The 19,586-nt window shown below is 66.2% G+C and carries 18 protein-coding genes, 1 tRNA gene and 6 pseudogenes; 12 read left to right on the plus strand and 13 right to left on the minus strand.

Features of this window, described 5'->3' with window-relative positions; translation table 11 throughout:
- Nucleotides 1-10: 10 nt before the first annotated feature.
- Nucleotides 11-346, plus strand: a pseudogene (locus ACWFRJ_RS30605) (ATP-dependent DNA ligase); the annotation flags it as partial.
- Between the two features lie 361 nt (nt 347-707).
- Here the strand turns inward: ACWFRJ_RS30605 and ACWFRJ_RS30610 are convergent.
- Nucleotides 708-933: pseudogene (locus tag ACWFRJ_RS30610) on the minus strand (helix-turn-helix domain-containing protein); the annotation flags it as partial.
- Between the two features lie 31 nt (nt 934-964).
- Nucleotides 965-1,897, minus strand: a complete 933-nt coding sequence (locus ACWFRJ_RS30615; protein ID WP_453537996.1) for an NADP-dependent oxidoreductase — start codon at nt 1,895-1,897, stop codon at nt 965-967.
- Nucleotides 1,898-2,013: 116 nt separating this feature from the next.
- Between ACWFRJ_RS30615 and ACWFRJ_RS30620 the strand changes: the two genes are divergently transcribed.
- The gene (locus ACWFRJ_RS30620; protein WP_453537999.1) at nt 2,014-2,580 is read left to right on the plus strand and encodes a TetR family transcriptional regulator; all 567 of its coding nucleotides are present in this window, start codon (nt 2,014-2,016) and stop codon (nt 2,578-2,580) included.
- Between the two features lie 481 nt (nt 2,581-3,061).
- Here the strand turns inward: ACWFRJ_RS30620 and ACWFRJ_RS30625 are convergent, their stop codons facing one another.
- From ACWFRJ_RS30625 to ACWFRJ_RS30635, 3 genes are all read right to left on the minus strand, one after another.
- Nucleotides 3,062-3,760 (minus strand): TMEM175 family protein, encoded by a 699-nt coding sequence (locus ACWFRJ_RS30625; RefSeq protein WP_453538002.1) that lies wholly within the window; start codon nt 3,758-3,760, stop codon nt 3,062-3,064.
- Between the two features lie 210 nt (nt 3,761-3,970).
- Complete coding sequence (locus ACWFRJ_RS30630) at nt 3,971-4,102, minus strand: hypothetical protein (protein ID WP_453538005.1); 132 nt, start codon at nt 4,100-4,102, stop codon at nt 3,971-3,973.
- Complete coding sequence (locus ACWFRJ_RS30635) at nt 4,103-5,434, minus strand: FAD-dependent oxidoreductase (protein WP_453538008.1); 1,332 nt, start codon at nt 5,432-5,434, stop codon at nt 4,103-4,105. It abuts the gene before it with no gap.
- A 364-nt stretch (nt 5,435-5,798) separates the two neighbouring features.
- Here ACWFRJ_RS30635 and ACWFRJ_RS30640 point away from each other — a divergent pair, with 364 nt between their 5' ends.
- Nucleotides 5,799-6,770: a helix-turn-helix domain-containing protein gene (locus ACWFRJ_RS30640; protein ID WP_453538011.1), complete on the plus strand. Its 972-nt coding sequence runs from the start codon at nt 5,799-5,801 to the stop codon at nt 6,768-6,770.
- A 107-nt stretch (nt 6,771-6,877) separates the two neighbouring features.
- On the opposite strand, the pseudogene ACWFRJ_RS30645 reads toward ACWFRJ_RS30640, so the two are convergent.
- Nucleotides 6,878-7,018: pseudogene (locus ACWFRJ_RS30645) on the minus strand (MerR family transcriptional regulator); the annotation flags it as partial.
- Here ACWFRJ_RS30645 and ACWFRJ_RS30650 point away from each other — a divergent pair.
- Both ACWFRJ_RS30650 and ACWFRJ_RS30655 read left to right on the plus strand, forming a co-directional pair.
- The gene (locus ACWFRJ_RS30650) at nt 7,017-7,373 is read left to right on the plus strand and encodes an integrase core domain-containing protein (RefSeq protein ID WP_453538014.1); all 357 of its coding nucleotides are present in this window, start codon (nt 7,017-7,019) and stop codon (nt 7,371-7,373) included. The pseudogene ACWFRJ_RS30645 and the gene ACWFRJ_RS30650 sit on opposite strands and share 2 nt — an antisense overlap.
- A gap of 188 nt (nt 7,374-7,561) precedes the next feature.
- Nucleotides 7,562-7,842: pseudogene (locus ACWFRJ_RS30655) on the plus strand (IS1380 family transposase); the annotation flags it as partial.
- A gap of 266 nt (nt 7,843-8,108) precedes the next feature.
- Here the strand turns inward: ACWFRJ_RS30655 and ACWFRJ_RS30660 are convergent.
- The 5 genes from ACWFRJ_RS30660 to ACWFRJ_RS30680 form a co-directional block, all read right to left on the minus strand.
- Complete coding sequence (locus tag ACWFRJ_RS30660; RefSeq protein ID WP_453538017.1) at nt 8,109-8,696, minus strand: DUF6461 domain-containing protein; 588 nt, start codon at nt 8,694-8,696, stop codon at nt 8,109-8,111.
- Nucleotides 8,697-8,927: 231 nt separating this feature from the next.
- Nucleotides 8,928-9,722 carry an SDR family oxidoreductase gene (locus ACWFRJ_RS30665; protein WP_453538020.1) on the minus strand — a complete coding sequence of 265 codons (795 nt, stop codon included), beginning with the start codon at nt 9,720-9,722 and terminating at the stop codon, nt 8,928-8,930.
- Nucleotides 9,723-10,215: 493 nt separating this feature from the next.
- Complete coding sequence (locus ACWFRJ_RS30670; protein WP_453538023.1) at nt 10,216-10,827, minus strand: hypothetical protein; 612 nt, start codon at nt 10,825-10,827, stop codon at nt 10,216-10,218.
- A gap of 96 nt (nt 10,828-10,923) precedes the next feature.
- Nucleotides 10,924-11,175, minus strand: coding sequence for a hypothetical protein (locus ACWFRJ_RS30675; protein ID WP_453538026.1), 252 nt, complete (start codon nt 11,173-11,175; stop codon nt 10,924-10,926).
- A 273-nt stretch (nt 11,176-11,448) separates the two neighbouring features.
- Nucleotides 11,449-11,538: transfer RNA gene (locus tag ACWFRJ_RS30680), tRNA-Pro, on the minus strand.
- Nucleotides 11,539-11,703: 165 nt separating this feature from the next.
- Between ACWFRJ_RS30680 and ACWFRJ_RS30685 the strand changes: the two genes are divergently transcribed.
- From ACWFRJ_RS30685 to ACWFRJ_RS30695, 3 genes and pseudogenes are all read left to right on the plus strand, one after another.
- On the plus strand, nt 11,704-12,138 hold the full coding sequence (locus ACWFRJ_RS30685; RefSeq protein WP_453538029.1) for a hypothetical protein: 435 nt from the start codon (nt 11,704-11,706) through the stop codon (nt 12,136-12,138).
- Between the two features lie 167 nt (nt 12,139-12,305).
- Nucleotides 12,306-12,560, plus strand: coding sequence for an integrase core domain-containing protein (locus ACWFRJ_RS30690; protein WP_453538032.1), 255 nt, complete (start codon nt 12,306-12,308; stop codon nt 12,558-12,560).
- 163 nt (nt 12,561-12,723) lie between these two features.
- A pseudogene (locus ACWFRJ_RS30695) lies at nt 12,724-13,060 on the plus strand (tyrosine-type recombinase/integrase); the annotation flags it as partial.
- Here ACWFRJ_RS30695 and ACWFRJ_RS30700 read toward each other — a convergent pair.
- Nucleotides 13,061-13,303, minus strand: a complete 243-nt coding sequence (locus ACWFRJ_RS30700) for a hypothetical protein (RefSeq protein WP_453538035.1) — start codon at nt 13,301-13,303, stop codon at nt 13,061-13,063.
- 16 nt (nt 13,304-13,319) lie between these two features.
- Nucleotides 13,320-15,839, minus strand: coding sequence for a polymorphic toxin-type HINT domain-containing protein (locus tag ACWFRJ_RS30705; RefSeq protein WP_453538038.1), 2,520 nt, complete (start codon nt 15,837-15,839; stop codon nt 13,320-13,322).
- An 87-nt stretch (nt 15,840-15,926) separates the two neighbouring features.
- Here ACWFRJ_RS30705 and ACWFRJ_RS30710 point away from each other — a divergent pair, with 87 nt between their 5' ends.
- The 4 genes and pseudogenes from ACWFRJ_RS30710 (at nt 15,927) to ACWFRJ_RS30725 (ending at nt 19,468) form a co-directional block, all read left to right on the plus strand.
- Entirely contained in the window at nt 15,927-17,027 is a 1,101-nt protein-coding gene (locus tag ACWFRJ_RS30710; RefSeq protein WP_453538041.1) for an integrase core domain-containing protein, read from the plus strand.
- Between the two features lie 323 nt (nt 17,028-17,350).
- Nucleotides 17,351-18,444, plus strand: a pseudogene (locus ACWFRJ_RS30715) (integrase core domain-containing protein).
- A gap of 211 nt (nt 18,445-18,655) precedes the next feature.
- Nucleotides 18,656-19,009, plus strand: coding sequence for a hypothetical protein (locus tag ACWFRJ_RS30720; RefSeq protein ID WP_453538044.1), 354 nt, complete (start codon nt 18,656-18,658; stop codon nt 19,007-19,009).
- Nucleotides 19,010-19,468 (plus strand): hypothetical protein, encoded by a 459-nt coding sequence (locus ACWFRJ_RS30725; RefSeq protein ID WP_453538047.1) that lies wholly within the window; start codon nt 19,010-19,012, stop codon nt 19,466-19,468.
- Nucleotides 19,469-19,586 lie beyond the last annotated feature (118 nt).

Genomic DNA, 19,586 nt, shown 5'->3' on the forward strand with positions numbered 1-19,586 from the left:
ACGTCCCTATTTGTCGAACGAAGTTGCAGGTCAGGCCGGAACCCGCGCGTATGCCAGTGCACAGGCGTCGCACACGATCCGGTTCGGGCTCTACCACGACGGGGAATCTTCGAGCCCGCGCGCTTCCGCGTTCGACTGCCTGCAGCTCGCCGGCCGGGACCTACGATCCCGCTCACACGTGGAGCGGCGTACCGCACTTCTGGACGTCCTGGAGCCTCTGGGTCCATCGCTGCAGGCCATGCCCGCAACCGACGAGATCGACGTCGCCCGCACCTGGTACGAAGTTCTCCCCGCGCGAGGTGTTGAAGGGATCGTCACCAAGCGAGCGTCCGGTCCCTACCGTCCCGGCGGGCATCGTGGCGCAAGATCCGGCACAGTGAGACCGTGGACGCCGACGTCGTCGGCTACACCGGCACCCTGGCCCGTCCCATACAGCTCGCCGTCCGACTTCCCGACGGCCGGACCGCCCTCACACAGACCCTCACCACCCTCTCGCCGCCCAGATCACCCCCCACCTCGCAGGCACGGACCCCTCTCACGCGCTCGCACCACGGCCGGCGAGAGCTACACGGTGCTCGCGAGCGGCCTGGTCGTCGTCGAGCTCGCGGCCGGGACCACCCGGCATGCGGTGGTGACGCCGATCCGGGTGCGATCAGCGACTAATCCGGGTGCGCCGAAGTTCGCTCGCGTCGTTGAGCGCAGATCTATTCCTTCAGGTCGGAGGGTGTGCGGTGTGGAGTGGCTCGGGGCTGGCTCGTGCGGGCACACAGGCCCGCCTCACCCCCGGCCCTGCCAGCGCCGAACCGTCTGGTGGGCCGTAGCCGGGGAGAAGCCCATCTCGTCAGCGATGTGGGCGAGGGGATGTCCGGCCCGGACCCGGCCGACCAGGAGTCTGCGGCCGTGAACGGCCGGATGTGCGCGGGGATGTGACACCCATGCCCCATGCGGTCATGCGGTCATGCGGTCATGCGGTCGTGATGACGAGCTTGCCGCCCTTGGGCGTGCCGTTGAGTTCGAGCTCTGTGAGTGCCGCGATTGCTTCCGTGAGTGGCACCGTGCGGGCGATCGGCACCCGCAGTGTGCCGCGTCCGGCGACGCGCGCGACCTCCTCGAGGTCCTCCGTGACGGGCCTGGTGATCAGAACGTTGTACGGGCCCGGCAGTGCGCTCTTTGCGATGTTCGCGGGGGTGGGATGGATGCTGACGATGCGTCCGTGTGGCTTCAGCATCTTCCTCGCCGCGTCGGTCGGGAGCGTGTCGGCAGTGTCGACGACGAGGTCGAATCGACCGCCGAGCGTCGTCGTGGCGAAGCCGAATGCGACGATCGGGTCGAGGCCGAGGTCGCGGGCACCTTGTGTGGCGGTGGCGCGGCAGCTGCCTCCCACTGAGGCGCCGTGCGCCAGCGCGATCTGGGCGCCGGCTCGGCCGACTCCACCGAGGCAGCCGTTGATGAAGACCGATTGCCCGGGCCGCAGCCTTCCCTTCTTGACCACGGCTTGGAGCGCGGTGAGGCCAACGGTCGGGATGGCGGCGGCCTCCTCGAAGGAAAGGTTCGCGGGCTTTTTCACCACCCCTTTCTCCGCGACCAAGACCATCTCGGCGAAAGCTCCCGATGCCTTGATCGACGTCCCGCCGAGCACTTCGTCGCCGACGGCGAGCCGGGTGACACCCTCGCCGACAGACTCGACGACGCCCGCGAAGTCGTAGCCCAGAGCGCGCGGGAACTTCCGGCCCGTCACCATTTTCATGGCGCCGCTGCGGATACCCCAGTCCATCGGGTTGGCCGCGGCGGCCCGCACACGGACCAGAACCTCGCCGGAGCCAGGACGAGAAGGCTCGAAATCCTCCAGACGCATAACGTCGGGTCCGCCGTACTGGTGGTACTGGATGCGCTTCATCGGTGCCTCCGCAAGTGATGTCATCGAATGACATCACTCTACACAGCGATGTCATCGAGTGACATCGCAGTGAGCGGAGCGGCGTGTCACGAGGTGACATCACCTACACTCTCCGCATGGGACGGTGGAAGCCTGGGGCCGGTGACCGGCTGCGCGAGGCGGCGCTGTCGCTCTATCTGGAGCGCGGTTTCGAACAGACGATGGTGGCGGACATAGCTGAGCGGGCGGGCGTCACCGCCCGCACGTTCTTCCGGCACTTCGCCGACAAACGCGAGGTCCTCTTCGACGATTCCTCCGCCCTGGAAGAGAAGTCGCTGGCTGTTCTCGAGGGGGTGCCGGACACGGCGTCGGCGCTGGATGCCGTCGCAGCCGTACTCGACACGGTGGCCCAGATGGTGGGTGGCGACCGTGACCTCGCCCAGAAGCGACAGGCCGTGATCATGGCCAACGCCGATCTCCGCGAACGCGAGTTGATCAAGCTCACCTCCCTGTCGGCCGCCCTGGCTGACAGGTTGCGACAGCGAGACATCGGCGACATCGAGGCCAGTCTGGCCGCCGAGACCAGCATCGCCGTGTTCCGCGTCGCCTTCTCGCGATGGGTCACCGCCGCCGAGGATCAAGACTTGCAAGACATCATGCGCGAGACGTTGGACCGGCTGCGGGCCATGACCGCCGGAGGCTGAAGCACACTCGGGCTCGCCCACGCCCGTCAACGTTCAACGGCGCCTTGCCCGCTTACCATCTCTCAACAACGCTCGCGGTCAATAGCGCTGGCACAAGCATGCGGCCGAAGATCCAGAAGCGGTTCAAGTACCGCAACTTCGCCGACCGGAAGTGGGGTCGGGAGTTCCGTAGTTTCCTGTAGGGGCGGGGGCGTTCCGGCTGTGACAGGTGAACTTGTCGAGGGGGCCGGTGAACCGGGTCGCCCACTGCCGCTGACACGCCCCCATCGGCAGGTGGGGCGGAGGACAGCTGTTCGCCTCAGCCGGGTGAGCCGCCGAAGTATGCCGACCTGATCAAGACCGGAACGCGGGTAGCGGTGGGGCCGGGCAGGCGGTGTCCTGTCCGGCCCCACCGTGTGCCCTGTGGCCGCCGCATCGCGGAGCTGCGGGGCAGATGCCCCTGGGGCTCGGACGGGCACCCTGGCACTGGCCGTTCCAGTGATCAGCTCGAGCGGCGCCGGCCCGTGAGGCGTACCCGCCCCGGCAGGATCAGTAGAAGAAGGCTGTAGTACTGCAGCACTGGTAGGGCGAGGGCGATGGCGAACGCGATGACCATGGCGATGACGTTGACGTAGCTGTCGGTGTACAGGTGCGCGGTCCTCCGGCGGGTCTCTTCGCCATTGCCCTCGACCATCCACGGGTTGCTCTTGAGGACCTTCAACATGGCTAGTCGGCACACCATGCCGACCAGGAGCACCGCGTAATAGAACGCCGCCACGAACCTGTCGTGGCCGAAGGCGCCGATCATCTCCGTCGGGAGTGGGAGCACGACGACCGACAGCAGCCACCCCATGTTCCACACCAAGAGGGGGCGGGTAGCCGTACTGACCGTCGAGAAGCTCCGGTGGTGCTCCTGCCAGATGTTCGCAATGACCGCGAAGCTGAGCAGGAAGCTCCAGATTTGGTCGAGGTGGCCGGTGATCACCTCGCTGGCGCCCTCGTGGGCGGACGCAACCTCGGGGACGAGGTCCACCAGCGGCAGGATCAGCAGGGTGATGGAGATCGCGGTCACCGCGTCGGTGAACAGCACCAGCCGCTCTCCCGAGACACCCCCCTCCATCTTGTTCGGCGCGGGAACCGACGGCTCTCCCTCGCCGACCTGTCCCGTTCCGGCCTCGTCGATGACGTCGTTGCCACCCATGTGTTTGCACCTCTCCCTTGTCATTGCCCGCCGCGCCTGCTGTCGATGTCGGGCCCTGCCGGTCATAGACGCTCCAACGACTGCGCGCACTTCACCCATGGCGACAGCGAGTAGTTGACTGAGTCCGCAGTCGCTGCGCCTAGGCACAGGGTTCATCCTGCCGAGGCGCGGATGGTCGGAGCGTTTGGATTATGGATTGATTGTTCAAAATCAATCTTGGGCGAGTCCTTGCCGGACGATCGCGTCAGGGGCGAACGAAGTCAGCAGTTCCTCGAGCGCCGAGTCGTCGTGCACCGCCCGGTCCGACAGGCAGATGTACCAGTCGATCGTGGTGTCCGTCATTCATTTCTCGGCAGCTTCTTCGGTGGCGGCCGCCGCTTTCCCCAGAAGCTCTGGGTCGAACAGCGTGCTGGGGTGACGCAGCATGTAGGAGACGTTGTTGAAGGCTCGTGACACATCCGCGTCGACGAGAGTCGCGCCGACAATCTGTGCCATAGCCTGGCGCTGCTGCCGCACTTCCTCCGGCACCTCGGTACCGTTCTCGGCGTCGATGCGGGCGGCGTCACCTCCCGCGGACACGGCCCAGGCCGCATCGACGACCACCTGCTGCAGACGGAAGAACTCCGTGGCTGTCGCGTCGAGGTCGGGGCCGCTGTCGAGGTAAGAGGCCAAGCAGGAGGCGTGCAAGGCGGCAGAGCTCATGCCCTGGCCGTAGACCGGGTTGAAAGAGGCCACGGCGTCCCCCATGCTCACCAGGCGCGCCGGCAGGTGGCCTGCTTCGGTGAAGTGACGGCGCCTGCTGTCCGCCTGACGGTACGTCACCACCTCACGGGTGACGTTACAGCTGGTGATGTCGCGCAAGATTGTGGTCAACGCGGCACAGTGCGTACGGAACTCGTCGATCGTCCTGCCGGGCCGGTTGTCGCCGTAGCCCATCAGCATGACGAGCCACTGCTGCTCCTCGACCGCGGTCGCCGCCGCGACGGACACTCCGCCCGACGGGTACCGCGGTGTGAACAGTTGCAGCACGGTCGCCACTTCCAGCTCCGGGAACTTCGCCGGGCGCTCGAACAGGGCGGTCGCGTAGTTGACCGGGGATTGCAGCCGTTCGAGCCGGGGCTGGTCGTAACCGTCCTGCCTGAGCCAGGTCGACAGCCTGCTGGAGCGTCCCATCGCGTCCACGACGAAGTCCGCCGCGAGGACCCCCTCCGCCCGCTCCCCGGTCCCGGGCCCGGCGAAGCGCACGCCGACGACGGCGCCGTCACCGTCGCCGTCGCCGTACCGCAACCCGGTCGCCTGCGCCCGCAGGACCGAGACGTTGGGCAGGGCGGTGACCCGGTCCCGGACGAGGCTCTCCAGCAGAGGACGCCCGACCGCGAGGAACTGGTGGTCCGCGCCGTCCGGCGCCTGCCGGATGTCGTCGTGGCCGACAAACTGCTTGTCGGGTCCGACGAGCGACGCGCCCCGGTCCTGCGCCTCCTGCGAAACACCGGGAAGCCACCGCTCGATCCACAGCCGGCCGGCCGGCAGCAAAGTGTGCACCTGCTGGTCCTGGGGCACCCCGGAGCGCGACTCGGCCTCCGCCGATATGTCGTCGGGCTCGACGATGACGACCTTGCGCGCGCGGTCGGAGAGCACCCGCGCGGCGAGGAGCCCCGCGATGCTCCCGCCCATTACGCACGCTGTGTCGAACAGAACGGGAACGTCGTGCGGTGGCTCAGCGCCAACCAGACTCTCGAAGAGAGCCACCACGGATTCGGGCACCGAATACTCCAGTTGGTGAGTGAAACAGACCTGGACAGGCGGATCAGCCCCCCGGCGGTCGGAACCAGGCCCCGAAGGTCCAGCGAAACCTGTTCGTCCCGGAGGAGAGAACCCGCTCGTGCCGGGAGGCGCGGAGTCGCCCGATCATGATGACAAGGTCCGGACGCCGGCGACTTGTATCAGTCCGCCTGGTGAGTTGTACTTCCATGCCACCCAGAACCGCACCGTGGGCCTGGCCGGGGCGGTCGCCAGGGGCAGGGGTACCTTGATCCAGATGAGCACCGAAGTAGGCCTGTCTTCATGGCGGATCGGAGATCCTTCCGCACCCGTGGTCGACCTCACCGTGCCGTATACGAACGAGAACCGGAACGGTGTGCTCCTCAAGGAGTGGCGGCGTCAGGCGGGCGAGTCGGTACCAGCTCCGCCGATGCGGCTGCCACGGCACAGCGAAGGCACATACCGCGCCCGCATCTGGAAGCAGAACCTGCTCGACCTCTTCCTGGAGGACCAGTACAGCGACGCGGTCGCAGGGGGCACCGGGGGCCCGGGTGGGCACCTCGAGGACCGGATCGTGACAAGTGTGACGCTCAGCGGGGAGTGGCGCTTTGCCACAAGAGGTCAGCGAGCCACGGCGGCGGCCGGAACCCTGTGCGTGCGAAGGAACGAGGATCTCTGGGACTTCGAGGTCGCCCCCGGCACCCGGGCGATCACCCTGGTACTTCCCGCGAGCGAGATCCGCTTCCCGACGAACACGCAGGCGGTCACCGCGGAACAGGAGTCACCCGCCGCGGCCCTTCTGCTCGCCCACCTCCGTCTCTGGACGGAACTGGCGGACGGACTCGGTGCTGCCGCCTCCGGGGCCGCCCGCAACGCGACCCTAGAGCTGTTCAGAGGACTGCTGAACGACCAGGTCATCGACGACGCAGAGTTCGCACCCACGCTCCTCAGAGCGGCGATGGACCACATAGAGACCCGGCTGCTCGCCGACCCCGATCTCGGCCCCGGGGGGATCGCTGCGGCCCTGAACGTGTCCGTCCGCACCCTCTACCGCGCGTTCGGCCAAGGGGGCACCTCGTCGGTCATGGCATACGTGCGCGAACGCCGACTGGAACGCGCCAGGGCAGAGCTACTCTCCACACGCCTCACCGTTTCCGAGATCGCCGCCCGCTGGCACTTCGCCGACAGCAGCCATTTCGTCAAGGCATACAAGAAGCGCTTCGCCGAGACTCCCACCGCAGCCCGGTAGCCCGCGGCCTTCAGGGATGCCGAAGCCAAACCAGTTGCGGCCACACCGCGTGAGCGGCTGCACGGTACTTCCTCGTTCTGGCACACCGCGCTCGATCTGGCCCAAGTGACACTGTAGAGGCGGTAGCCGGCCGGGCTGCGGTCCTTCGGCGCCACGATTCCGCGATCGGAGTAGAACCGAATGGTCTTGACCGTGGGGCCGGGCCGTCGAGCGAGTTCGCCGATCGAGTAAAACGTGTCGCCGTCCATGCCCCCACCTTTGTGTCTCCCCCTACTGGAGACTCACTTCGACGCCGTCCTCGCATCCCAGGCCATCCAGGTACTGCTCACTCCCGTGCGGGCCCCGCGGGCGAACGCGTACATCGGGCGCTGGATCGGCGGATGCCGCCGGGAGCTCCTCGACCGCACACTGATCACCAACGAACGACACCTGCGCAACGTGGTGACCACGTACGAAACGCACTTCAACACCCACCGCCCCCACCGCGTCCGCCACCAAGCAGCACCCCTGCGACCACTCCCCGACCCGGCCGACCCGGACGGCAAGGTCATCCGTCGAGATCTACTCGGCGGCGTGATCCACGAATACACGCAGGTCGCATAGGGCGACCGAGTTTCGGGCACCCACACGCTACGTTGCAGCGCCCTCGGTGGTGCGAAGCATGCGAGGAAGAGCAGACGACGTCGGGTGACGGGCATGATCACACGGCAGTGGGCTCTCGGGTGATCTCGAGGTCGTTGAGCACCGCGAGGACTGGCCCCCAGCGCATGCCGACGGTGTCACGGTCCGGGATGACGCCGCGTTCTCGTTGCTTCGGTTCGCGTCCCAAGGCCCATGTCACGGCGGACGGTTCGGGGGTGGTCGGGCATGCCGGCGCACGTCTGCTCGCGGACCTCTCCGATGCGACCGGGCTGACAGCCACGTACACGGCCGTATCGCCACCAACCTCGCGGTGATGATCGCCGACGGCGGCGAGGCGATCACCGTTCTCGCGGTACTGCGGGACCCGGCTGCACTTCGTCCGCGATGTCACCTTCGACGAGGACCGCTCCCAAGTCCGCACCGGGCATGGCCCCGAGGACATGGTCGTGCTGCGCAACCTCGCTAGCAACGCGCTCCACGAACACGGCCACACCAACATCGCCGCCGGTCTCCGCAAGGTGTCCTACGAGCCCTTCACTCGGCCACTCGACCTCCCCCGCGTGACCCGTTGACCAGCAACTACGCCAAGATATAACGACTTTGGACCAGCCCCTGCCGCCGGACCTCCGCAGCCTGACGACCAACTGCAGGAGGTTTTCACCTCAGCATCCGGATATACCGGCGGGGGCTTTCGTGTCAGATCGTCGCGGCGGGCAGCAGCCCTTCCAGTATCTGCATTCGGGGAAGACTCAGACCGAACCGGTCTTCCACCACTGCCAGAGACCTGGCATGGGCGGCGTCACGGTCCTCCTCCCCCTCGATACCGGCAGCCTGAACATCACGGAGGATCAGCTCCGGCGCCGTACCGCCCACATCCGGGAACGAACACAGGTCGAAACCGCACATGTAAGTCTCCTGGTGGAAATAGGAGAATGAGGGTGGCGGCACCTTTGGATTCTCACTCTCGTAGTAGAGCTGGAAGATGTGCGTCCCCCTGGAGAGACCGTCGGTGAACCCCGGCCCCGTATAACCCGGCCAGTCCCCGTACGCCACCGCGAAGGACAGCCCCTCACTGGAGCCGTACCGCACCGCCGTCCGCGCGGGCGCATCCCGGCGCTCCAGGAAATCCTCCAGCGTCCCGCCCGTGTACTCACCCAGCAGACCCGGCTCACCCCGCGCCAGGCGCCGCACCAGCTCATCCGGCTCCAGCCCACGGGCCAGCGTCACGCAGTACCCCGCCCCCGTCACGTCGCTGTTCGCCAGCCACGTCAGTCCGTCACTCATACTCTCTCCCACGCCGAAGGGGCCCGAGAACGGTACACGCCGCTCCCAGAGCCCCCGTTGAACGGTCAGTCCTCCAGGGCTACCGGATGTCACACTTCACGACAGCCTTAGAGACCCCGGCCACGGCGTCGGGACCCAGTCATGCCCGCGGAACGAAACCGCCCTACCCACAACCCAGTTGACGACCAAAGCCGTCATCACGGGCCAAGTGAAAGCGGGAGGCTAGGCGGCCTAGGCGGTTGTGGCGATGCCGCCGTCGACGGGGATCACGGCGCCTGTTAGGTATGCGCCTGCCCGGCTGGCGAGGAACACGGCGACACCCGCCATGTCGTCGTCGCGGCCGATCCGGCGTAGTGGGGCCGACGCCGCGATCGCCTCGCCGAACTCATCGAGGGTTGCAGCCATCATCGTCGACGGGAACGGTCCGGGCGCCACGGCGTTCACGGTGACGTGCTGCGGCCCTAGTTCCTTGGCGAGCACTCTGGTGAGTTGATGCAGTGCGGCCTTGCTGCTGGAGTACGAGTAGTTGGGCCGCTGGGGGATGTGGATGGCGGCGATGCTGCCGATGTTGATGATCCGCGCGGGATCGTCGGCGGTGCCCGCCCTGCGAAGTGTGGGCAGCAGCGCCTGGACCAGCCAGAACGGCGACTTCAGGTTGAGGTCGACGACCGTGTCCCAGGCCTCGTCCGGGAACGTCTCCAGCGGCTCGTCCCACAGGGCGCCCGCGTTGTTGACGAGGATGTCGAGACGCTCAGAGTCGGCGGTGACCAGGTCGGACAGTCGCCGACACTCGTCGTGGCGGGACAGGTCGGCGGGGATGGCCCGCACCTCACCAAATTTGGACAGCTGTTCCTGCGCCTGAGCGCACGCTTCTGCGTTGCGTGAGCTGATGACCACGCGGACGCCCGCCTGGAGAAGGCCACGCGCGATCATCATTCCGATGCCTCGGGTGCCACCGGTGACGAGCGCGCGCTTTCCACACAGATTGAAAAGTTCTGCATGCGTTGTGAATTGATTGTCTACCACTTGCCGTCTTTCCAGTTGGTCGTGCGGGATGATGCGTCGACGCGTTGGGGGTTCGGTTCAGCTGTCTCAACGCTATGGCCCTGGAGTGCACTCCAAGCAAGCGGATCAGGGTCCCGACGGACCGCGTCCGTAACCGCCTCAAGCGCGGATCGCGAGGCGGACGGCCGCCCAAGTTTGCGCTCGGCCGAGGACGCCGTTCGCGGGTCCGCACTGGGCTGGACCATCCTGCGGCCCTCGAACTTCGACCAGAACTTCGACGAGGCCCTCTTCCACGCCCCTTTGGTCGCCGGCGAACTTGCGCTTCCGGCCGGTGCGGTCCTGTGGGGCTCAAATATAGGATTCTGCCGCTGATCTGCGGGTTCGTAGTGGTGTCAATTGGCGTTCTGGTACTCGTTGATGAGTCCGCCGAGGTCCGCTGTGCGGTGGACGCGGTGCTCGGAGAGGTTGATGGGGCGCGGCGGTCCGGCTTCAGCTTGCGATGGACAGAGCTGGTTCAGTGCTTGGTGAGGCCGATGCCCGTTGTAGTGCTCCAGGTACTGTGAGAGTTCGGCGCAGGTGCCGTTCGTTGAGGATGAGTGTCCGGTCGAGGAGCTCGCGGGCGCAGGGTTCCGATGAACCTTTTGCAGTGTGCGTTCGCTTTCGGGGCCTGGGGTGGGCTTTTGAGGACGCGCAGTTCGACGTCGGCGAAGACGGCGTTGAAGGCGTCGGTGAACTGGCCGCCGCGGTCGCGGATCAGGAACTTGATGCCTGCGATGTTCATGCCGGTGTCCATGAGGAAGTTGCGGGCTGCCTGGGTGGTCCATGGGCCGGTGGGGTTGGCGGTGACGCCGAGCAGGTGTGCGCGGCGGCTGCCGTGTTCGAGCATGACCAGGGCGTAGACGTGTTTGAGGTTGATGGTGTCGACGTGCAGGAAGTCGACGGCGACTATGTGCTCGGCCTGGGCCCCGAGGAACTGCCTCCAAGTTGGTCCGGTACGGCGTGGGGCGGGGTCGATACCGGCCTGGTTGAGGATGTTCCACACGGTGGAGGCGGCCGTCTTGTGGCCGAGGTGGGTGAGTTCGCCGTGGATGCGCCGATGGCCCCATCCCGGGTTCTCGGCCGCCATGCGCAAGATCAGGGCTTTGACTGCGGGGTTCGTGGGCGGGCGTCCGGGGCGGCGATGCTGGCTGTAGTCCCACGTCTTCGCGACGAGTTTGCGGTGTCAGGTCAGCAGCGTGGCCGGGGTCATGGGGAAGACGTGAGGCCAGCGGCGGTGCGGTATCAGATGTGAGAGCGCGGTGAACCACAGGCGGTCGGCTGGTTCGTAGTGTAGGCGTGGGACATGTCGGCGCAGGACCGCGTTTTCGTGGCGCAGCACCAGCAGCTCCGCGTGCTTCGTGACGTCACGCCGTAGCAGCAACGCGGGCAGCGACAGCAGGCGGCGGGTGACGGCGTACACCGTGGACAGGATCACGGAACATGATCCCAGACGCGGCAGAGCCGCTGTTCAGCGTCCTCCTGCGCTCCCGGTTCTTTGCGGCGAGGGGCTTCAAAGAGGGACGACGATTCGTGTTTTTGAGCCTCACAGGGAGCGACCGGATCGGGTGACCAGCCGTCGCCCCCCGGTTGACGTCGCTCTCAGACTCCCGCTCCCTGGGAGCACAGGGAGCCGCTCCCCGCTCCCAGATTTGCTCCCAAACACGAAGTAGGGGCCACCCGAAGATGGCCCCTACCTGCGACGTTTCCGTCGGGACGACAGGATTTGAACCTGCGACCCCTTGACCCCCAGTCAAGTGCACGATTCCGGTTCGGAGTTCTGAAGCCCCATTGGCACCCGTACGACGCCGTATGCGGAAGTACAGCGCCGCTGAGACCCTTGGACCAGCAGATTCACCGCCGATCTGCACGCGCCGGGACCCCGACCACGCAGGTCTCCGCGGAGCCGCACAAAGCCACCGCACTTCTCTGGCGGTCTCGAATGCCCCCGTGCTCCCATCGATGAATGACATCGGTTCTCACCAGCCTTGTCGCCGTCGTCGGGACCTTGCTCGGAACTGTGCTCGGTTACTTCTTCCAGCGTCGCAACTCTGACCGCGGCGAGCGACGCAACGCGATACTCGCCTACGCGAATGCCATCACGGATGTGATCCGCAGTCAGCAGAACTGGTGGCACGCCCGCCATGAACAACGCGGCGGACCTGACCACATAGCCGCGCGCGACGAGGCACTTCGCCTGTGCGGAGACGCCCGGCGTGCCATCAACGGCCTCACCCTCCACCTCCCTGCCCCAGCTCTCCTTCACCAGGCCGAGCGGACGTACGACGTGGCAAGCGATGTCCATGAGGCCAACGGTTCCGTAGATCTCAGCGCCAGGACCGACGCCGCACGGGAATCCCTCAGCGCGTTCATCCGCCAGGCAGCCGCCAAAGCTCCATGATCTGCCAGGCATGCGTTCCGCGAGATGCAGAGCCGCCCGGCTTCGACCAGCGACCATCGGCACCCCTAGGTGCTTGGAACGCCTCCGGTCGGCATGCCACACAACTCAGGACGAGGCCTGGGCAATGCACCATCCTCCCACCCACCCCACCGGGCATGCTAGTTCAGATGCACCCGACCGCACAGCAGACCCTCCGCTCAGTCCGCGACGAGTGCACCAACCGCATCCTGGTGTACGACCCCAGCCACGCCGAGAAGATCCTTCACGACTACGCAAAGCACTACAACGACCACAGACCCCACCAAGGCCACAACCAACTCGCACCCCGTGACGATCCCGACGTCATTCCCCTACCAACGCCCCGGATCCAACGCCACCAGGCCGTCGGCAGCCTCATCAACGAGTACCACCGCGCAAGCTGATCACTCGACAACACTCCAGTTCAAGGGGTGCGAAGCAGTCTTGAAGCACTACGGGCCCATCCGTCGGACTTGGAGCCGCGCCGGTCCTTGCCGAAGCTGATGCCGTAGCGGTTCGGCCGGCGCCGGGCGTTGAGGACGTGGCGGCGTAGCGTCACGTCCCCGCTTCATCACCCCGAAGGGCAGGCCGCTCGATCCCACCAACCTCACCCACCGCTTCCGCCGCCCCATCCACGGCGCGGAACTCCGGACGATCCGCTTCTACGACCTCCGGCACTCGACCGCCACTCTGCTCCTTGAGCAAGGCGTCGATCTCGTCGTCATCAAGGAACTATTCGGCCACGCCCCACATCGGCGTCTACCCCCACGTACGCCTCCGCCTCCAGCGCCAGGCCCTCGGCAACACACTCGGCCTGACCGACGCCTCTGATGACCCACCCACCGCAGCCGTCAAACGGCATGAGGCCCTCCCGGAAATGCGCGGGAGGGCCTCATTTCGATGACTACTGGATTTCAGTCAGCCATTCCCAGTCGCCGGACCTGGCACGCAGTTGCGTGAACCCTTTTTCCAGGCAGTCATTGAGGCTGGAAGATTCGGCACGGATAAATCCCTGCTCGCCGACCCCTGGACCCGACATCACCAACGTCCAAGGCTCGCCACCTTCCGTCATCCTCTCATCATCCACCTTGAGGATCACGGTGACGCCAGAGCGGCCCAACTTCTCCATGAGCTGCTCGACATTCATCACTTTCGCTCCCATATCAATAGCCCCTCAAGGCCGCCGAGATGTCACTGACGTCATGCAGCTGACCTTTACCTACCCTGTCGATTACGCTTCGAAGGTCAGCGGAATTGGGGCCGCTCGTGACACCGTTCCGTTGCATCAACTGCTCATCGGTAGCCTGAGCAGTTCTCTTATTTCCGTTGTTGAACATGTGACTTCCCGCAATATCCCGGATCACCACTGCCGACTTATCCCAGAAGCTGTTATAGCGACTGGCATTAGCTAGGGTGTTTGCTGGCGATCCGCTCAACAACGTCTCCCCACCGAAACCGCGGTTAATATCGGCGATCTCGTCCCGGCTGACACCCACCTTGAACCCGCCAGTCAGCGGGCAGTTGGAATTGTGAACAAGAACCGGAGTCTGCCCCGCCAGCACATAGTACGTGTGGAGGCCTGCGATGGTGAGGTTGTGCGTGCGCTGACGGTCCTCGTACTGGCGGGTGGCTCTCACGGTGACCGTGCGGCCGTCGTCCGTGCGGAGGGTCATGCCGGGCTTGAGGTCTCCGGCCTCGACCCAGTCCTTCTGGTCGACCGACCAGAAGGGATGCTCGTACGTGGTGGTCAGCTTCTCGGAGCCATCAGGCGTGGCGAGGGTGAGTTCGGTGAACTGCTTGTCGTCTTCGGTGACGATGGTCGCGGTGACTTCACGTTTGCTGGTCTCACCGGTTTTCGGATCGGTAGCCAGGACCTTGTCGCCGAGTTCAACATCCTCGATGTTCTTGCTCGTGCCGTCGGCCATGAGAACGCCGGTTCCAGCGACGAAGCACTTGCAGCCAGACGGTACGCCCTTCTTCGACTTCCCTACCGCTTCTGCTGCCTCCTCACCTTCCTTGAGCTTGCGCAGCTTGAGAAGCTTCAAGGCCTTAGCCGGTGTGGGCATGTCTCCAAGCGCGCTGGCGCAGTCCCCCACCCCCTGCTCGTTCCAGCAACCCTTCCATGCGTCGATGTCAGGTGCAGCGACGATCCAGACGACTGAGAGGAAGTCCAGGACCCGATCGTTAGCATCGGGGTAGGGGCCAGGAACAGGAGCAGGGTTGGCACTGGGGGAGGGTTGCGGACCGCTGTAGCCGCCGCCACCGCCTCGGTACCCTCCGCCTCCGCCGCCCCGGTACCCTCCGCCGCCACCGCTGCCCTTGCTGGTTACGGTGCCCTTCTTCTTGTTGCCCTTGTGGTAGTCGCCGTGGCGGTCTATCCAATCCTCGTCGGGCCTGCAGTAGTCGCCAGCACACTCCTTCAGCCCTGTGGGATCGCTGAAGGTAAGGGGGTTGTTGCTGCTGTAGGTGTAGCCGTTGATCTGCTGGGGGTTCGTCAGATCCATGATCGGGTCGACGGAGATGAACCGCCCGGTGGTGGGATCGTATTCGCGGGCGCCGAGATGGGTGAGCCCTGTGGATTTGGTGTCGTCGGTGCCGCCGACGAAGCCCTTGGTGCCGGGCCAGGACTTCGGCGCCTCACCGCGCGGGCCTCCGAAGGGCAGCGTGCGGCGCTGAGTGAGGGCCAGGTCATTCGCCTTGATGGAGAGTTGGCCAGTTCCCTGGTGGTCGGCGGTGGTGAAGGTGACAGCGCCGTTGTCTTCCTTGACGGCCTGGTGGCCGCCGCCCAGGGGCGTGTAGCGGGTGGCCTTGGCCTTGGCCGCTCCCGTGGGCAGGGTCACTTCGGTGTGGCCGAGGTAGAGGGTGCTTTCGGTCGGGGTACGCGCGATCAGGCGGTTGCCCTCGGTGTCGTAGACGTACTCGGTGACCTTGTCCTTCTCGCCCTCTACGGGTTCGGTCACCTTGGCGAGGTGGCCTTCGGCGTCCCAGGCCAGGGTCTGGGCGTCGCCGCGCAGTGTGCGGGTGAGGGTGTTTCCGGTCTCGTCGTATCCGTAGGAGTCCTGGGTGGCAGTTCCGCCGGGCAGGTGCGTGGTGACCGAGGTCAGGGTGTGCGGCTGCGGGTCACCCGGCTTGGGGTACTCGTAGTCGCGCTGGGTGTTCTTGCTGCTGTCGCCGCTGGTGTCGTGGAGGGTTTCGGTGAGGCGGTTTCCGGCCTTGTCGTAGGTGTAGGAGTGCCAGTAGGGGGCCGGGCCTCCGGTCTTGTCTCCGGCCGGAGCCGTGGCGCAGGCCTTGTCGCCCTGGGTCCAGGCTTCGGTCATGCGCCGCAGGTAGTCATAGGTGAAGCACTGCGTGTCGGTGCCGGTGCGGGAGACGTCCGAGACGGACAGGATGTTGCCCGCCTGGTCGTAGCCGTAGGTGTCGAGCTGGTCGACGCCGGGCTGGTCCTGACGGTCAACGCGGGAGGTGGCCAGGCGCTGGGTGCCCCACTCGTAGGTGTTGGTGGCCCAGGTCTTCTTGCCTCCCCCGGTGCTACCCAGTGCGTACTGGAGCGGCTTGCCGGTCAGCGAGTAGCTGGTGTCGGTCTGGAAGCCGTCTCCCAGTACGGATATGGGGCGCAGCGTCTCCTTCTGGTAGGTGGTGGTGTAGCTGCCTCCGGGCAGTGAGCCCGCGGCGGAGTAGCTCACGGTTGTGCGTGCCGGAAATTACATCCGCGCAGGCCAGCCAACGGTAGTCAGGACGTGACCGTGTGCCGTCCGGCATGATCACTGCTCATGCTCGTCCGCCTTGCCTACCTCGCCATAACCCAGGCCTTCGCGGCACTTCGATTACTGCCGATGACCGACCACGAGAAGGACGCCGAAATCCTGGCCCTCCGCCACCAACTCGGCATCCTGCAGCGACAACTCGACGGCAAGCGTCTCCGCCTCCACGCCACGGACCGCGCATTCCTCGCCGCGCTTCTCACTCCGCTCCCCCGCGCAACACTGCGCCGGCTCCGGCTCCTGGTCAGCCCGGACACCGTCCTACGCTGGCACCGCGACCTGCTCAAACACCGCCACGCCCGCGCAGGTACCAGGCGACGCCCCGGCCGACCCCGTACTCACGCTTCGATTCGCCGCCTGGTACTCCGCCTCGCCGCCGAGAACCCCGCCTGGGGATACCGCCGCATCCACGGCGAACTCGCTCTCCTCGGCATCCCGGTCGCGCCTTCTACCGTCTGGGAGCTCCTCAAAACTGAAGGCATCGACCCAGCCCCGCAGCGCACCACCGTCACCTGGGCCAGCTTCCTGCGCTCCCAAGCTGAGGCCATCCTCGCGATGGACTTCATCGAGCCCGTCACCCTCACCGGATATCGCCAGTACGTCCTCGTCGCCATCCACCACGCTGGCAGAAGGGTCCGCGTCCTGGGCAACACCGCCCACCCCACGCACGCCTGGGTGACCCAGGCCATACGACACCTGGTCATGGACCTGGAGGACGCCGGACAACTCCCTGCGATCAAATACCTCATCCGCGACCGCGACGCCAAGTACCCACCAGTGATCGACGACATCCTCACCCAGGCTGGCATCACCACCACCCTCACCGGCATCCGAATCCCCCGCATGAACTCGATCATGGAGCGCTGGGTACGAACCCTGCGCCGCGAACTCCTCGACCGCACCCTGATATGGAACGAACGCCATCTGCGCCACGCACTGAATGAATACCAGCAGCACTACAACAAGCACCGCACCCACCGAACGCTCCAGGCCGCCACTCCCCTCCGCGCCCTGCCCGAGCCCCTCGCCCCGGAACGAATCGAGCGCCTGGACATTCGCCGACACGACCGCCTCAGCGGCGTAATCCACGAGTACCGGCACGCCTGCTGAAGTGCACGGACGTACTTTTCGGCACGCACAACGTTCCCGCGTAGGGCCGGTGGCGGCATCCCGGGTCGCTTCCACCATCGCAACGAGCGAGGGAGGAGCGCTTCCCAGGGCGCCGTAGCCCGCTCTGGCGAACAGTTCCAGAGCGGTCATGAGCCACGTCCAGGCCGGTAGCGCGATCAGCGCCTGTGGTGTTGCAGGGGCAGGCGGGCCTAGACGTGGCGGAGGGGGTCAGGCAGTGCCGTCGCCATCGAGCACTGCGCCTGCCGAAAAGGTCGTCTATGCAGCTCAGAAGCTTGCTCGGCGGTACGGCAGGATGAGCACTCGTGCTGCTTCGCCTTGTCTACTTGATCGTCACCAACATGTTCGCCACGCTGCGGTTGCTGCCGATGAGCGACCGCGACAAGGACGCGGAGATCCTCGCCCTGCGTCATCAGATCATCGTCCTTGAGCGACAGCTCGGTGCGGACCGGATCAAGTTCGCTGCGGAGGACCGGGCGTTGCTTGCCGCTCTGCTGGTACCCCTGCTCCCCCACGCCCTGCGCCGACTCCGCTTACTGGTCCGGCCCGATACCGTGCTGCGCTGGCACCGCGACCTGATCAAACGGCGCCACGCCCACACGCGCCGGCCCAAGAGGCCCAGTCGACCACCCACAGTCCGCTCGATCCGCGTGCTGATCCTGCGCCTGTTCCGGGAGAACCCGTCCTGGGGCTACCGCAGAATGCACGGCGAACTCGCCACCCTCGGCATCCAGATCCCCGCCTCCACCATCTAGGAAATCCTCACCTCCGAAGGCATCGACCCCGCGCCCGACCGAGCCACCACCACCTGGGCCGACTTCCTGCACTCCCAGGCCGACATCCTCCTGGCCTGCGACTTCATCGAAACCGTCACCCTGACCGGACGGCGCCAGTACATCCTCGCGGTCATCGAACACGCCACCCGCCGCGTCCACACCCTCGGCACCACCGCACACCCCACCGCCGCCTGGGTCGCCCAGGCAGACCGAAACCTGATGATGGACCTGACGGACACCGACGCCGCCGTCGCGGACCTAATCCGCGACCGGGACGCGAAGTACACCACCCTCTTCGACCAGATCCTGGCCGACACCGGCATCCAAGTCGTGCGCACCGGCGTCCGGATCCCGCGCAATAACGCCCTCATGGACGCTGGGTCCAGACCTGCCGCCACGAACTCCTGGACCGCACCCTCATCTGGAACAAGAACCACCTGCGCCACGCGCTACGCCAGTTCGAGCTGCACCACAACACCCACCGACCCCACCAAGCAAGACAGCAGGCAACACCCCTACGCGCCGTCCCCGAACCGCTCTCCCACGCACAGATCATCCGGCTGAAGGTACGCCGGAAAGAGCGCCTCGGCGGAATCCTCCACGAGTACCAACATGCCGCTTGAACTGCGAGGGTGGAGTTTTCGGCAGGCGCACAGCCGAAGCCCCCACCGGACCGGGCCGCGGACTGAACAGATCGATCGCCCCGCAGAAGCCCACCGCGTGCCTGCCCCTCGCACGACCTCTGCGCGAGGAGGCATTTTCGTTGACGGCTCAGTCGGTCTGCCGTGTCCTGTGGCAAGCCAGTGCTACTCCGCCCGTCTCCTGGAGGAGCTCATGCGATGGAACAGGGTGAGACAGCGTGCGAGCGACCTCAGGGCGGGCACCGGCCTGCTCGCACTGGTCGCCACCAGCGTCGTCGTGGGACTGGCACCCTTGCTGCACCTGGACACCTGGGTGGCGCCAGCCGCCGCGGTCGTAGCCATGTTGTCCGGCATCAACGTGATCCGTTCCGATGTGCTCGCGCCCGCGCACTCCAGCGCCGTCGCGCGTGCCGTGCGGCCTCTCTACGTCGGCGTGCACGAGGATGCCGACACATACCGCCCGGCCGCGAACGCACTGCAGATCGCCCCGGGGGTGTGGGTGGCCCCTGCCCACGTGCTGAATCTGGACGGCGGGAGCCAGTGCTGAGTGGTCCTGCCCGGCGGCGCCGCCATCGCGCTGCGCCCGCTCCATTACGGCTCCGAGCACGACATCGCGGTGTTCGGTTCGGGTGTCGACTGGCCATGGACGGCGAAACCACGCTGGGGCCCGCCCGCGGCGGACGAGCGGATCACCATGGTGGGATGGCTGGTTGGCAGCGGCGTGACGTCCGTACGAGCGGCGACGGATCTCGCCGCCCAGGAGAGCCACACCCCCGTTCGGATCACCATGATCGGTCCTGCGCCGCCTGCGGGGTCGTCGGGTTCGGCCCTCATCGCCACGCGCACCGGAAGGGTGGTCGGCATTCTCACGGGTGTGGGTGCACTCGACCGTCGGCAGGGCTTCCCCGCAGCAGGAGACACAGGAATTGTCATCGGTGTTCTACTGGCGGCCCTTCCCGTCCACTTCCGGTCGCACGGCCGGGCCCTGACTCAACCGGCACAATGATCAGGAATCCCGCCTCCTCTTTCGCCCATCCCCCTTCACTCACCAGCATCCTGCGTGTGCATTTTCAGCAGGAGTCTAAATACAACAAAGCTCTCGCGAAAGCTTGACTCATTCCCCG

The sequence above is a fragment of the Streptomyces sp. NPDC055239 genome, assembly GCF_053606205.1.

Excerpts from the sequence above, each read along its gene's own strand:
- ACWFRJ_RS30650 (WP_453538014.1), top strand. The coding sequence starts at position 7,017 with ATGCCCCCACCTTTGTGTCTCCCCCTACTGGAGACTCACTTCGACGCC.
- ACWFRJ_RS30710 (WP_453538041.1), top strand. The coding sequence starts at position 15,927 with ATGCTCGTCCGCCTTGCCTACCTCGCCATAACCCAGGCCTTCGCGGCA.
- ACWFRJ_RS30685 (WP_453538029.1), top strand. The coding sequence starts at position 11,704 with ATGACATCGGTTCTCACCAGCCTTGTCGCCGTCGTCGGGACCTTGCTC.
- ACWFRJ_RS30620 (WP_453537999.1), top strand. The coding sequence starts at position 2,014 with ATGGGACGGTGGAAGCCTGGGGCCGGTGACCGGCTGCGCGAGGCGGCG.
- ACWFRJ_RS30660 (WP_453538017.1), bottom strand. The coding sequence starts at position 8,696 with ATGAGTGACGGACTGACGTGGCTGGCGAACAGCGACGTGACGGGGGCG.
- ACWFRJ_RS30640 (WP_453538011.1), top strand. The coding sequence starts at position 5,799 with ATGAGCACCGAAGTAGGCCTGTCTTCATGGCGGATCGGAGATCCTTCC.
- ACWFRJ_RS30635 (WP_453538008.1), bottom strand. The coding sequence starts at position 5,434 with ATGGGCGGGAGCATCGCGGGGCTCCTCGCCGCGCGGGTGCTCTCCGAC.
- ACWFRJ_RS30670 (WP_453538023.1), bottom strand. The coding sequence starts at position 10,827 with ATGGCGGCCGAGAACCCGGGATGGGGCCATCGGCGCATCCACGGCGAA.
- ACWFRJ_RS30615 (WP_453537996.1), bottom strand. The coding sequence starts at position 1,897 with ATGAAGCGCATCCAGTACCACCAGTACGGCGGACCCGACGTTATGCGT.
- ACWFRJ_RS30630 (WP_453538005.1), bottom strand. The coding sequence starts at position 4,102 with ATGACGGACACCACGATCGACTGGTACATCTGCCTGTCGGACCGGGCG.
- ACWFRJ_RS30690 (WP_453538032.1), top strand. The coding sequence starts at position 12,306 with ATGCACCCGACCGCACAGCAGACCCTCCGCTCAGTCCGCGACGAGTGC.
- ACWFRJ_RS30700 (WP_453538035.1), bottom strand. The coding sequence starts at position 13,303 with ATGAATGTCGAGCAGCTCATGGAGAAGTTGGGCCGCTCTGGCGTCACC.
- ACWFRJ_RS30625 (WP_453538002.1), bottom strand. The coding sequence starts at position 3,760 with ATGGGTGGCAACGACGTCATCGACGAGGCCGGAACGGGACAGGTCGGC.
- ACWFRJ_RS30720 (WP_453538044.1), top strand. The coding sequence starts at position 18,656 with ATGCGATGGAACAGGGTGAGACAGCGTGCGAGCGACCTCAGGGCGGGC.